This window comes from Streptomyces sp. NPDC001270 (genome assembly GCF_042896695.1).
In the GTDB taxonomy this organism is placed as follows: Bacteria; Actinomycetota; Actinomycetes; order Streptomycetales; family Streptomycetaceae; genus Streptomyces.
This window is the reverse complement of record NZ_JBIAXM010000019.1, coordinates 35,398-47,743: the sequence shown is the minus strand read 5'-3', so window position 1 is coordinate 47,743 and position 12,346 is coordinate 35,398. Positions and strand designations below refer to the sequence as shown.

11 protein-coding genes are annotated in these 12,346 nt (G+C 72.0%); 7 read left to right on the top strand and 4 right to left on the bottom strand.

The genetic code is table 11. The features are described 5' to 3' along the window. Positions 1–23 precede the first annotated feature (23 nt). Together ACFY2B_RS28790 and ACFY2B_RS28785 are read left to right on the top strand one after the other, a co-directional pair. Entirely contained in the window at positions 24–395 is a 372-nt protein-coding gene (locus ACFY2B_RS28790) for a winged helix-turn-helix transcriptional regulator (RefSeq protein ID WP_390765974.1), read from the top strand. A 126-nt stretch (positions 396–521) separates the two neighbouring features. Further along, positions 522–737 carry a hypothetical protein gene (locus ACFY2B_RS28785; protein ID WP_390765973.1) on the top strand — a complete coding sequence of 72 codons (216 nt, stop codon included), beginning with the start codon at positions 522–524 and terminating at the stop codon, positions 735–737. Positions 738–785: 48 nt separating this feature from the next. On the opposite strand, the gene ACFY2B_RS28780 is transcribed toward ACFY2B_RS28785, so the two are convergent. Together ACFY2B_RS28780 and ACFY2B_RS28775 are read right to left on the bottom strand one after the other, a co-directional pair. Next, the gene (locus ACFY2B_RS28780; protein ID WP_390765972.1) at positions 786–1,424 is read right to left on the bottom strand and encodes a class I SAM-dependent methyltransferase; all 639 of its coding nucleotides are present in this window, start codon (positions 1,422–1,424) and stop codon (positions 786–788) included. 281 nt (positions 1,425–1,705) lie between these two features. Next, positions 1,706–4,309: a PA14 domain-containing protein gene (locus tag ACFY2B_RS28775; protein WP_390765971.1), complete on the bottom strand. Its 2,604-nt coding sequence runs from the start codon at positions 4,307–4,309 to the stop codon at positions 1,706–1,708. Positions 4,310–4,466: 157 nt separating this feature from the next. Here ACFY2B_RS28775 and ACFY2B_RS28770 point away from each other — a divergent pair, with 157 nt between their 5' ends. The 5 genes from ACFY2B_RS28770 (at position 4,467) to ACFY2B_RS28750 (ending at position 10,245) form a co-directional block, all read left to right on the top strand. Next, the gene (locus tag ACFY2B_RS28770) at positions 4,467–5,480 is read left to right on the top strand and encodes a LacI family DNA-binding transcriptional regulator (RefSeq protein WP_390765970.1); all 1,014 of its coding nucleotides are present in this window, start codon (positions 4,467–4,469) and stop codon (positions 5,478–5,480) included. A 165-nt stretch (positions 5,481–5,645) separates the two neighbouring features. Beyond that, the gene (locus ACFY2B_RS28765; protein ID WP_390765969.1) at positions 5,646–6,743 is read left to right on the top strand and encodes an ABC transporter substrate-binding protein; all 1,098 of its coding nucleotides are present in this window, start codon (positions 5,646–5,648) and stop codon (positions 6,741–6,743) included. A 1-nt stretch (position 6,744) separates the two neighbouring features. Further along, positions 6,745–8,262 carry a sugar ABC transporter ATP-binding protein gene (locus tag ACFY2B_RS28760; RefSeq protein WP_390765968.1) on the top strand — a complete coding sequence of 506 codons (1,518 nt, stop codon included), beginning with the start codon at positions 6,745–6,747 and terminating at the stop codon, positions 8,260–8,262. Next, positions 8,255–9,217 (top strand): ABC transporter permease, encoded by a 963-nt coding sequence (locus tag ACFY2B_RS28755; protein ID WP_390765967.1) that lies wholly within the window; start codon positions 8,255–8,257, stop codon positions 9,215–9,217. Before ACFY2B_RS28760 ends, ACFY2B_RS28755 begins: the two co-directional genes overlap by 8 nt. A gap of 23 nt (positions 9,218–9,240) precedes the next feature. Further along, positions 9,241–10,245, top strand: a complete 1,005-nt coding sequence (locus ACFY2B_RS28750) for an ABC transporter permease (RefSeq protein ID WP_390766070.1) — start codon at positions 9,241–9,243, stop codon at positions 10,243–10,245. A gap of 188 nt (positions 10,246–10,433) precedes the next feature. Here the strand turns inward: ACFY2B_RS28750 and ACFY2B_RS28745 are convergent, their stop codons facing one another. Next, positions 10,434–11,453 (bottom strand): GlxA family transcriptional regulator, encoded by a 1,020-nt coding sequence (locus ACFY2B_RS28745; protein WP_390765966.1) that lies wholly within the window; start codon positions 11,451–11,453, stop codon positions 10,434–10,436. Continuing rightward, a complete protein-coding gene (locus ACFY2B_RS28740) occupies positions 11,441–12,079 on the bottom strand; it encodes an HD domain-containing protein (protein ID WP_390765965.1) in 639 nt (212 codons plus the stop codon). The genes ACFY2B_RS28745 and ACFY2B_RS28740 overlap by 13 nt, the downstream gene beginning before the upstream one ends. Positions 12,080–12,346 lie beyond the last annotated feature (267 nt).

Genomic DNA, 12,346 nt, shown 5'->3' with positions numbered 1-12,346 from the left:
CGGAGAGCTAGTATCATGGCCGCATGGCGGCGGTGCAGAAACACGACGCGGAAACGTGCAAGCAGGTCGATGACGGGATCACGCGTGTCTTCCAGCTGCTCGGCAAGCGCTGGAACGGCCCGATCGTCTCCGTGCTGGTGGAACAGCCCACCTACTTCGCCGAGCTGCGCAGGGCGATCCCCGGCATCAGCGAACGCATGCTCTCCGACCGGCTGGCCGAACTCGGCGCCGCCGGGCTCGTGGTGCGCGAGGTCGACGAGGGACCACCGCTGCGTGTCTCCTACCGGCTGACCGAGTCCGGCGCCGCCCTGGAGCCCGCGCTCCGGCAACTGGGCGCATGGGCGAAGGCGCATCTGCCGGACGGCGCGGCCTGTACGGAGCCCATCGAGAGGTGACCGCAGCGGCCCGGTGCTCCATTCGGGTCCGAGCGGGCCGCAGCTCCCGGGGACGGGGGCCGGCACCGATCACTCTGGGACGGTGCCCGCAGAGGCACCGACACCCTCGTGACCAAGGAGAACCGGATGCCGATCGACACCCTGGAGCGCTTCCTGACCGCCCTGAGCCCCCACGACCGGGAGCGGGTCCGGCAGCAGCCCCACGACGAGCAGGAACGGCTCGCGGCCGCCTGGGAGCAGGAGCTGCGCGAGGACACCGACCTCGACACGCTCAGCGAACTCTCCCCCGCCGCGGCCGAGAGCGAGGCGGCGAAGCGGGTCGTCGAGGGCCGCTTCGCCTAGCCTGATCCGCATCCGCGCACAAGCGGACGTGCCGCATGCCGGCGGCCGTCAGTCGCGGGTGCGGTGCAGGCGCCACACGTTGTCGTCGCGGAAGCCCTCCGCGCCGTCCGGTGACGCGCTGGAGCGCCGCACCGCCTCCAGCGTCCCGACGGTCCAGCTCCCCTCGGGCAGCGCCAGATCGTCGAGGACGCCGTCGAGGGTGGGGAAGGTGTACGCGAACGGCGGCTCGGTCTGCCAGGACGGCCAGCCGGCGTGCAGGACGACGAGGAGCGTGCCGCCCTCGGCGACCGCGCCGGCGGCCCGGCGCAGCACCGCACGCTGGTCCAGCTCCACCGGGGACTGCAGGTACTGGACGTTCACCAGGTCGTACTCGCCCCGCGGGAAGCTCGGGCCCAGTTCGTGCCGCTCCCAGGCCGTGCGGTCGCCGACCCCTGCCTGCTCGGCGTGCGCCGCCGCGCGGTCGAGTGCCGTGGCCGAGATGTCGGCGCCGGTGACCCGCCAGCCGCGCGAGGCGAGCCACACCGCGTCGGCGCCCTCGCCGCAGCCGAGGTCGAGGGCGGTGCCGGGGCACAGCCCGGTCACCTCACGGACGAGCAGCGGATTGGGCCGGCCGCTCCAGACACGGTCGCTCTGGCGGTACCTGCTCTCCCAGAACTCGTCGGGTCGCACGGTGGGCATCTCGGTCATCAGGGCCTCCTGGTGGATCGGCGCGGTCCGGCCGGGGCGGGCGGAACCGGCCGCCGCCCCTGGCGAGAGCCTGCACCGCCCGGCTTCGGACCGGGAAACTTCGTTGCCGATTCCGCAAAGAGCACGGGTGCCGGGGCGGGGCGCGCGGCCCCGCCCCGGTACAGGGTTCCGATCAGGGTGCCCAGGGGTTCGCCACGGCCAAGGTGGTGTCGGCCGTGAGGACGGGAAGCGGCCCGGGGCCGCCCGGCGGGCGGGGAAGCGCGCGCCGGGCGGCCCGGGTGTCAGGCGCAGTTCGCGGGGGTCGCCCGGGACGCGTCGTGGATCAACGCCTCCTGGGCCGCCTTGAGCCGCCGCACATCGGGTTTGACGACCTTGCGGTCGTAGGTGAGCAGCCCGTTCAGCTCACCCTCGACGTCCGAGATCTGGGTGTACACCGCGCCGTTGCCGCCCCGGCAGGCCAGGGCGCGCACCTCGTCGAGCTTGGCGAGGTAGTCGTCGGTGTACGTGGCCGGGTCGACGTCGACGTACGACTGCTGCACCGACCAGGCGTGTCCGGGCACGGCGAGGCCGAGGCCGCCGTACTCACCGCTGACCAGGGCCCGTTCGCCGTCCGGATGCGGTGGCAGTGCGGGACTCGGGTAGCCGTGCTCGTCCATGATGTCGCCGGTGCCGCCGTCCGCGCCGAGGTTGAGGCCCGACATGCTGTTGACCAGCCGGGTCGGGTCCCATGCCTTGGCCTGGTCGGCGATGCGGGCCATGTCGTACTGGCCCCAGCCCTCGTTGAACGTGACCCACATGACGACCGACGGACTGCTGATGTGCTCGTCGATCATCTGCTTCATCTCACGCTCGTACTCGGCGCGGGAGGCCGTGTCAGGGTTCTTGCCCGCTGTCATCGCCGGCATGTCCTGCCACACCATCAGGCCCAGCTTGTCGGCCCAGTAGAACCAGCGGTCGGGCTCGACCTTGATGTGCTTGCGGACCGCGTTGAAGCCCATCGCCTTGTGCATCTTCAGGTCGTAGGCGAGCGCTTCGTCGCTCGGCGCGGTGTACAGGCCGTCCGGCCAGAAACCCTGGTCCAGGGTGGCCATCATGAACACCGGTTCGCCGTTGAGGACGGTGCGGGGGGTGCCGCCCACGTTCTCGACCGCGATGGACCGCATGCCGAAGTAGCTGCCGACGCGGTCGGCGCCGACGGCCACCTTGAGGTCGTACAGATACGGGTCGTCCGGCGACCACAGGTGCGGGTCGCGGATCTTCAGGGTGAGCGCGGAGCCGCTGCGTCCGGTGACGGTGGCCACCGCCCGCTTCCCGGCGTACGCCGTCGCCGTGACCGGAAGTCCGTCCCGCACGCCCTTCGGCTCGACGGTCAGGGTGCCCGCGTCGGCGTCCGGAGTCAGCTTGAGGGAGTCGACGTGGTCGGCGGCGACGGGCTCCAGCCAGACGGTCTGCCAGATGCCGGAGGTCGGGGTGTACCAGATGCCGCTGGGGTCCAGGCGCTGCTTGCCGAGCGGCGGGTTCTCGCCGTTCGCCGCGTCCGTCGGGTCGTAGACGCCGACGATCAGTTCCTGGGTGCGGCCGGGCTTGAGGGCGTCGGTGATGTCGGCGCTGAACTTGTCGTAGCCGCCCTCGTGTTCGGTGACCTTGGTGCCGTTGACGTACACCTCAGTGCGCCAGTCGACCGCGCCGAAGTTCAGCTGCAGGCGCTTGCCGGAGCCGATCTTCCAGCCGGCCGGAATGGTGAAGGTGCGCCGGTACCACATCCGGTCCTCGTGCCGTTCGAGCCCGGAGAGCTGGGACTCGACGGGATAGGGGACGAGGATCCGCTCGGCGAGGTCGCGGCCGACCGGCGGCTGTTCACCGGCCTTGGCCGCGGCGAACTGCCAACTGCCGTTGAGGTTCTGCCAGTCGCCGCGGGTCAGCTGCGGCCTCGGGTACTCGCGGTGGGCGTTGGCCGGCGTGACGTCCGCGCCCCATGAGGTGCTCAGCTCGTAGGTGGACTGGTTGGCGCCGCTGCTCCAGAACGGGCTGACAACGTTGCCGTCCGCACCGGTGAGCCGGCCCGCCCCGTCGTAGCGGACGTCGGCGGTGCCGCGCGCGGTGCCGGTCTTGTTGCCGACGACGGGCTTCTCCAGCGCGACCAGCAGCGACTTGTCGTCGGCCGGGTCGAGGCGGGCCTTGCCCAGCGGCCAGCTGGCACCGCCGATCACGGCGTCCAGGTGGTCGGTGACCGTCGCCGGCGGCGCGGCGAGCGCCTGGGCGAAGTCGAGGCGGAGGGTCCTGCCGTCCCCCAGGACCGTGGTGCCGATGGCACCGTCGTAGGCGTAACCCTCGGGCAGCCGGAACGCCGACTGCGGGATCGCCGTCTTGGTGCCGTCCGGCGGGGTCCAGCGGACGTGCAGGTTGGAGCCTCCGTAGTGCTCGAAGTACTCGACCTTGACGTCGTAGGACTGCCCGGCGGTCAGCTCCACCGGGGCCGAGGTCTGTTCGCGGTCCCAGTCGTCGACCCAGTGGTCGATGACGAGGCTGCCGCCGACCCACAGGCGGAAGCCGTTGTCGCCGGTGATCGAGAAGGTGGTGGGGCCGGTCTTCTCCGGCACGATCCGGCCGGTCCAGCGGACGCTGACGTCGTCCGACCGTCCGGTCGCCGAAGTCAGCCGGGACTCCAGGGAGTCGAAGTCCAGCTGGGGGTCGAATCCGGTCGCCTTGAGCTGGTCGAAATCGAAGGCGCCCGGCGCGGACTGGGTGTAGTACTCGCCCTTGAGGCCGTGGACCTCGACGGGGTCCTCCGCGGCCGTCGCGGCGGGTGCGGAGGCCAGGCCCGCGGCCCCCAGCACAGCGGCGACGAGCAGGACGAGTCGGTCTCTGATCGGTCTGATGCGCACGAATCCTCCTTGACTGAGGAAGGGTGGCGGCTCGGTGCTTCAGTCTGTACAACGTTGGAAGCAGAGGCAGTTGGCATGAGAGCACGGCTCTCAGCCGCTGTCCAGGTCCATGACAAAAGCTCCGTCCCGGAGCACCCGTCGATGCCGAGGAGATCCCTTGCGGGTCAGCCTGAAGGACGTGGCCGAACGCGCCGGCGTCTCGATCAAGACCGTGTCCAACGTCGTGAACAACTATCCCCACGTCACCCCGGCGATGCGGGCCAGGGTGCAGGCGGCCATCGACGAACTGGGCTACCGTCCGAACCTCACCGCGCGCCATCTGCGCAAGGGCCGCACCGGCATCATCGCGCTGGCCGTCCCCGAACTGGGCAACCCCTACTTCGCCGAACTGGCGGGCGCCGTGATCGACGCCGCCGCCGAGCACGAGTTCACGGTCCTGCTCGACCACACGCGCGGCGACCGCGAACAGGAGCTGCTGGTCAGCCAGGGGTTCAGCGCCGGAGTGATCGACGGGCTGATCCTCAGCCCGCTGGAGCTGGAGGCGGAGGACCTGCGCGGCCGGACCGACGACGTGCCGCTGGTCCTGCTCGGCGAGCGGGAGTACGACCTGCCGTTCGACCACATCGCGATCGACAACGTGGCGGCGGCCCGTACCGCGGTGCGCCATCTGCTCGGCCGCGGCCGGACCCGGATCGCCTTTCTCGGCGCCCGCACGGACTCCGCCAACCGCCCCGCCCATCTGCGCCTGGACGGCTGGCGGGCCGAACTGGCGGCGGCCGGGGCGCCGGCCCCGGACGACCTGGTCGTGCCGGTGGGCGGCTGGGACCGGGACGACGGCGCGCGGGCCATGGCACAGCTGCTCGACGCGGGCGTGCGGCCCGACGCGGTCTTCGCCTACAACGACCTGATCGCGATCGGCGCCATGCGGGTGCTGCACGAACGCGGGCTGAGGGTGCCCTGGGACGTCGCCGTGGTGGGCTTCGACGACATCGCCGAGGGCCGCTTCGGAGCCGTCTCGCTGACCACCGTCTCCCCCGACAAACAGGCCATCGCCCGGCTCGCGGTGGCCTCGCTGCTGCGCAGTCTCTCCGGCCGGCAGGACCCGGGAGGACGTGAACTCACCGCGGAATTCCGGCTGGTGGAGCGGGAGAGCACGCTGGGCCGACGCTGACCGGCGGCCCGGACGGACCGGCCGGGATTTCGGACGGAAGGGTTTACACAGCCATTCCAACGATGTAAAAACCTCCCCTGAACGACGTGCACGCCTGTGTGACCGCAAGAGCCGACATCCCCGTGAGCGCTCGCCGCGCCGGGGCCGCGCCGTTTGGGGACTCTCATGAAGCCCACGTCACTCCGTTCCCGTGCTGCGGCACGGACCCTTCTCGCCACCGGCCTCGTCACGGGCCTGGCCCTGATCACCGGATGCACCAAGTCCGAGGACTCCACCGCCCCGTCCGACAAGGCCGCCACCGGACAGGCAGACTCGGGCCAGGTGGTCGCCTCGCCCAGCGCCTCCGGGCCCACCTGCGCCATCGACGCGTACGGCGGCGGCAAGATCGACCTCAAGTCCGCCACCGTCGGCTTCTCCCAGTCCGAGAAGGAGGCCAACCCCTTCCGGATCGCGGAGACCGCCTCGATCAAGGCGGAGGCGGCCAAGCGCGGCGTCAAGCTCCTGACCGCCAACGCCCAGTCCCAGTTCTCCAAGCAGATCAGCGACGTCCAGGACCTCATCGCCAAGGGCGCCGACCTGCTGGTGATCGCGCCGCTCAACTCGGACGGCTGGGAGCCCGTGCTGCGCGCCGCCGCGGCCAAGCACATCCCGATCGTCACCGTCGACCGCAAGATCAACGCCGCCGCGTGCAAGGACTACGTGAGCTTCATCGGCTCCGACTTCGTGGAACAGGGCAAGCGGGCCGCCGACCGGATGATCGAGGCGACCGGCGGCAAGGGCGAGATCGCCATCCTGCTGGGCGCGGCCGGCAACAACGTGACGACGGAACGCACCAAGGGCTTCGAGGACCGGATCAAGGAGAAGGCGCCCGGTCTGAAGGTGGTGTTCCGGCAGACCGGCGAGTTCGCCCGCGAGAAGGGCCAGTCGGTCACCGAGAACCTGATCCAGTCCAAGCCCGGAATCAAGGGCATCTACGCCGAGAACGACGAGATGGGGCTGGGCGCGGTCAACGCCCTCAAGGGCGCGGGGAAGAAGCCGGGCGACGTGAAGATCGTGACGATCGACGGCACCCGCAACGCCGTGCAGGGCATCGTGGACGGCTGGATCGACGGGGTCATCGAGTCGAACCCGCGCTTCGGGCCGCTCGCCTTCCAGACCCTCGACACGTTCACCAAGGGCGATGCCGTGGCGCAGAACATCGTCATCGAGGACAGCGCGTACACCTCGGCCAACGCCGGGTCCGACCTCGGCAAGGCGTACTGACGTGCTTTCGGTCTCCGGGGTGTCGAAGGTCTTCCCCGGCGTACGAGCGCTCGACGGCGTGGACTTCGCCGCCCGCGCCGGTGAGGTGCACGCCCTCGTCGGGGAGAACGGCGCCGGCAAGTCGACGCTGATCAAGGTGCTCACCGGCGTCCACCCGCCGGACTCCGGCGAGATCCGCTACGACGGCGGCGCCGTCCGCTTCACCACCCCGCTCGAAGCCCAGCAGGCGGGCATCTCCACCATCTACCAGGAGGTCAACCTGGTCCCGCTGATGAGCGTGGCCCGCAACCTGTTCCTGGGCCGCGAACCCCGCGGCAGGTTCGGCCTGATCGACTTCCGGCGCATGCGCCGGGAGGCGGACGAGGCGCTGCGCGCCCTGGGCATCCGGGTGGACGTGCGCCGCCCGCTGCGCGAACTCGGCGTCGGCGCCCAGCAGATGGTGGCCCTGGCGCGGGCCGTCGCCGTCGACGCGCGCGTGGTGGTGATGGACGAGCCCACCTCGTCCCTCGAACCACGCGAGGTGCGCACCCTGTTCGAGGTGATCCGCATGCTGCGCGACCGGGGGGTCGCCGTGGTCTATGTGAGCCACCGCATGGACGAGCTGTACGAGATCTGCGACGCGGTCACCGTGCTGCGCGACGGCCGGGTGGTGCACACCGGTCCGCTCGCCGGACTCGAGCGGCTGCGGCTGGTCTCGCTGATGCTGGGCCGGGAGGTCGGCGAGGTGCGCGGTGAGGGCCTGACCAAGTTCACCGGCTCCCATCACGCCGAGGCGGAGCCGGTGCTGCGGGCCGAGGGCCTGACCGTCCGGCACCAGTTGCACGACGTGTCGCTGTCGATCCGGCCGGGCGAGGTCGTCGGCCTCGGCGGGCTGCTCGGCTCGGGCCGCAGCGAGACCGCGCGGGCGGTCGCCGGGGTGCTGCCGACGGACACCGGCCGGGTCTCGGTCGGCGGCGCGCCGGTGCGCGGCGGTTCCCCGCCCGCCGCGATCCGGGCCGGCATCAGTCTGCTGCCGGAGGACCGCAAGGCCGAGGGGATCGTCCCGGGTCTTTCGGTGCGGGAGAACATCGCGCTCGCCGCGCTGCCCGCGCTCTCCCGGTTCGGCCTGGTGGACGACGCGCGCGTCGACCGGGTCGTCGACACCTTCGTCCGGCGGCTGCGCATCAAGTCGGCGGGCCCGCACCAGAAGGTGGGCGAGCTGTCCGGAGGCAACCAGCAGAAGGTCCTCCTGGCCCGCTGGCTCGCCGTGCACCCGAAGGTGCTGCTGCTCGACGAGCCGACCCGGGGGATCGACGTCGGCGCCAAGGCGGAGGTGCAGGCGCTCATCGAGGAACTCGCCGAGGACGGCCTCGCCGTGCTGCTGATCTCGTCCGACACGGAGGAGCTGATCGAGGGCAGCGACCGGGTCATGGTGCTCAAGGACGGGCGGGTGGTGGACGAGCTGACCGGTGGGGCCGTCACCGAGGACGCGCTGCTGCGGGCCGTCGCGGCCGCACCCGACGGAGGCACCCATGACTGAACTCGCCGTCGCCCGCGGCTCACTCGACCGCGCCCGCCTCCTGCGGCTGGCGCAGGAGTACGGCGTCTACGCGGGTGTACTGGTGCTGCTGCTGTTCAACTTCGTCTTCACGCCGCACTTCGCCTCCGCCGAGAACTTCCGCACCCAGGCCGTCCAGGTGGCCCCGGTGCTGATCGTCGCGCTGGGCATGGCGCTGGCGATCGGCACGGAGGGCGTCGATCTGTCGGTGGGCTCGGTGATGGCGCTGGCCACCTCGCTGCTCTCGCTCTACCTCGGCTACGGACCGTGGCTCGCCGCGCTGGTGGCGGTGGCGGGCGGTGTGCTGGTGGGGCTGGCGAACGGAGCACTGGTCGCGTTCGTGGGCGTGCAGCCGATCGTGGCCACGCTCGCCCTGATGGTGGCCGCGCGCGGCCTGGCGCTGGTGCTGCTCCCCCAGCTCAAGGACGTGCGTGACCCGGGGATGGCGGCGCTCGGCTCCGGCGATGTGCTGGGCGTGCCCCATCTCGTGCTCATCGCCGCCGCCCTGGCCCTGCTGGTCGCCTTCGTGGTGCGACGCAGCACGTTCGGACGGCAACTGCTCGCCATCGGTGACAGCCGGCCGGCGGCCCGGCTGGCCGGGCTGCCGGTCCGCCGGGTGCTCGTCGTGGTGTACGTCTGCTCGGGCGCCCTGGCCGCGGTCGCGGGCGTGCTCGCCACGGCGCGGCTGTCGGCCAGCGACCCCACCTCGCTGGGCACCCTGATGGAGCTGTCGGCGATCACCGCGGTGGTCGTCGGGGGCACGCCGCTGTCCGGGGGCCGGGTGCGCATCGGCGGCACGGTCGCCGGTGCCGTACTGATCCAGTTGCTGACCACCACGCTGGTCAAGCACGACCTGCCGCCGTCGTGGACGCAGATCGCGCAGGCCGTGGTGATCGTCGCCGCCGTCTACGCGGCACGTGAACGGGGGAAGCGATGACCACCGGGACCACGGAGGCCGGCATGCCGTCCGACACCGTCCACCGGGACGCCGGCGAGCCGGGCGGTCCCGGCCGGGCCGAACGGCTCAGCGCCCTCGCCCAGCAGCACGGCGCGCTCGTCACCCTGCTGCTCGCCATGGTCGTGGCCTCGCTCAGCTTCGACACCTTCCTGACCGGTGACAACCTGGAGAACATGGCGCTGTCCTCGGCGTTCCTCGCCGTGGTCGCGCTGGGCATGACGTTCGTGATCGTCACCGGCGGGATCGACCTGTCGGTCGGTTCGCTGTTCGCCCTCGGCGGTGTGCTGGCGGCCTGGGGGTCCCAGTACGGCACGGCCGCCGCGCTGCTGCTGCCGCTCGCGGGGTGCGGGCTGATCGGCCTGGTCAACGGGTTGCTGATCGCGCGGTCCGGCCTCGCTCCGTTCATCGTGACGCTCGCCGCCATGCTGGGTGCCCGCGGCATCCTCCTGGCGGTCACCGACGAGGGCTCGCGCACGTATCTCGTCGACAAGGACTCCTTCTTCGCGACGCTCGGCCAGGGCTCGCTGCTCGGCGTCGGGGTGCCGGTGTGGATCACGGTGGTGCTCTTCGTCCTGGGCGCCGTCGTGCTGCGCCGCACCAGGTTCGGGCAGTACGTGTACGCGGTGGGCGGCAACGAGGACGCCGCGGCCCTGATGGGGGCGCCGGTGGCCCGCACGAAGATCGCCGTCTACACGCTGTCCGGCCTGTGCGCCGGGCTCGCGGGGGCGCTGAACGCGGCCTGGCTGGTGTCGGGCGTGACCATCCTCGGCTCGGGCATGGAGCTGGAGGCCATCTCGGCCGTCGTCATCGGCGGCACGCTGCTCACCGGCGGGTTCGGCTTCGTCAGCGGGTCGCTGGTCGGGGTGCTGCTGCTGAAGGTGATCCAGAACGTCATCAATCAGATCGGCTCCCTCGACTCCGCCTACCAGCAGGTGGTCAGCGGTGCGTTCCTGGCCGTCGTCGTGGTGGCCCAGACCTGGCTGGGGCGCCGTCGCCGGATGCTGTGAGCCGAGGGCGGTGCCCGCCGAGCGCCGTGCGGCGGCGCCGGTCGGAAGGCGCGGAGCGGGCGCCGGAGGGGCGGACCGCCCGCACGGACCAGGGCGCCGGCTCCGTATCAGGGCGCCGGGCTCCGCAGGGGAGCCCGGCGCCCTCGTGTGCCGTGCCCGGGGCCGCTCGTCGCCCGGGCACGGACGGATCACCGGCCCGCGGTCACCGTGGTGGGCGAGCCCACTGCGGTGGTCCGGAACCGGGCGCGGTAGGCCGTGGGAGCAACGCCCAGCCGCTGCTGGAAGACCCGGCGCAGGGTCTCGGCGGAGCCGAACCCGGCCAGGTGCGCGATCTCCTCGACGCTGCGCTCGCCGTCCGCCAGCAGCGCCTGGGCGGCCTCGGCGCGGACGGCCTCGACGTACTGGCCCGGGGTCAGGCCGGTGGCCGCGCGGAAGACCCGGCCCAGGTGACGGGGGCTCAGGCCGGCCCGGCCGGCCAGGGTGGGCAGGTCGTGGGCGGCGGCCGGGTCCGCCACCACCGTGTCCATCACCCGGCGCACCGCCGTGTTGTCCGCGTGGTCGCCGACCATCCGTGCGCTGAACTGGGACTGGCCGCCCGGCCGGGCCATGAAGACGACCAGTCGCCGGGCGACGTCGCGTGCCGTGCCGGCCCCGCACTCCGCCTCGACCAGGGAAAGCGCCAGATCGACGCCCGCGGAGACGCCTGCCGACGTCACGACGTCCCCGTCGCGCACGAACAGCGGGTCGGCCTCCACCACCACCCGCGGGAACGCCGCCGTCAGATCGGCGGCGAGCTCCCAGTGGGTGGCGGCGCGGCGGCCGTCGAGCAGTCCGGCGGCGGCGAGCACGAAGGCTCCCGCGCACACCGAGGCGGTACGCCCGGCGCGCGCGGACAACTGTGCCACGAGGGTGACCAGTCCGGTGTCGGCGACGGCCCGCCGCCAGTCCCGGCGGCCGGCGACGATCACGGTGTCCAGGGACGGCGGCAGGCTGCCGGGCCCGCCGTCGATGCCGAGGCGTACGCCGCAGGAGGTGCGCACGTCGTCCCCCGACGGGGAGACCACCCGCACGTCGTAGTCGGCGCCGTAGGAGTTGGCCGTGGTCAGCACCTCCACCGGACCGCAGACGTCCAGCAGCTGCACCTCGTCGAAGGCGACGACGGCGACGGCCCGGCGGCCGGCGGCGGGCCGGGATGTCACTCCTTCCACGCCGATTCCAGGATGGTGTCCACGAAGTTGCCGCGTTCGAATCCGGGTACGTAGCGTTCGAGGACGTCGGCCTTGACGTTGCCGAAGGCCGTCCCGGGCTTGGGGCGGATGCCCTCGGCGAAGGCGGCGAGGATCCGCCGCTTGAAGTCGGGGCGCGGGTGCAGGGCGACGATCGCGGCCCGGTCGGTCTCGGACACGTCGTCGTAGCCGATGCCGAGGACGTCGTATTCGACGCCGGCGGTGACCAGGGCGACCTCCGGTTCCATGAACTCCGGGATGCCGGGCGTGGTGTGCAGGGCGATCGCGGTCCACACCCGGCGCACGCTGTCCGCGGGCAGGTCGTGGGCCTGCAGGAACCGCTTGGCCTCGTCGGCGCTGTCCACCTCGAAGCGGTGTCCGCTGTGGTGGAACTCCTTGCTGAGTCCGACGTCGTGGAACATCGCGCCGATGTAGAGGAGTTCCGGGTCGAAGCTCAGATCGCGGTTGTGTCCCTGGAGGCTGCCCCAGTAGTACACGCGACGCGAGTGGTGGTAGATGAGGTCGCTGGTGGTGTCCCGGACGAGCTGGGTGGCCTCGCGGGCGAGGACCGTGTCGGGGACCTTCACGTCGAGATCTGCGCTGCTCATGATGTGTCTCCTTGGGCGGGATCGGACCGGGGCCGCGCGGCTGGTTCCAGGATCACCGCCGGGAGCGGGCCGCTGCCAGGGCGATATCGACACGTATCCCACAGATCCCGCCATGGCCGGCCGGGCGCCGTTCCCCCGGACGGCGCCCGGCCGGCAACGGTCACGTCCCGCGTGTCCGCCCGGTCCCGTCGCGTCCCGGCAGTCCCGCGTCCTGTCCCGGCGCGACCGAGTCGTGCCCCGGCACGCCCCGGCCGTGTCCTGCACTCC

Excerpts from the sequence above, each read along its gene's own strand:
- ACFY2B_RS28790 (WP_390765974.1), top strand. The coding sequence starts at position 24 with ATGGCGGCGGTGCAGAAACACGACGCGGAAACGTGCAAGCAGGTCGAT.
- ACFY2B_RS28785 (WP_390765973.1), top strand. The coding sequence starts at position 522 with ATGCCGATCGACACCCTGGAGCGCTTCCTGACCGCCCTGAGCCCCCAC.
- ACFY2B_RS28780 (WP_390765972.1), bottom strand. The coding sequence starts at position 1,424 with ATGACCGAGATGCCCACCGTGCGACCCGACGAGTTCTGGGAGAGCAGG.
- ACFY2B_RS28765 (WP_390765969.1), top strand. The coding sequence starts at position 5,646 with ATGAAGCCCACGTCACTCCGTTCCCGTGCTGCGGCACGGACCCTTCTC.
- ACFY2B_RS28755 (WP_390765967.1), top strand. The coding sequence starts at position 8,255 with ATGACTGAACTCGCCGTCGCCCGCGGCTCACTCGACCGCGCCCGCCTC.
- ACFY2B_RS28750 (WP_390766070.1), top strand. The coding sequence starts at position 9,241 with ATGCCGTCCGACACCGTCCACCGGGACGCCGGCGAGCCGGGCGGTCCC.
- ACFY2B_RS28740 (WP_390765965.1), bottom strand. The coding sequence starts at position 12,079 with ATGAGCAGCGCAGATCTCGACGTGAAGGTCCCCGACACGGTCCTCGCC.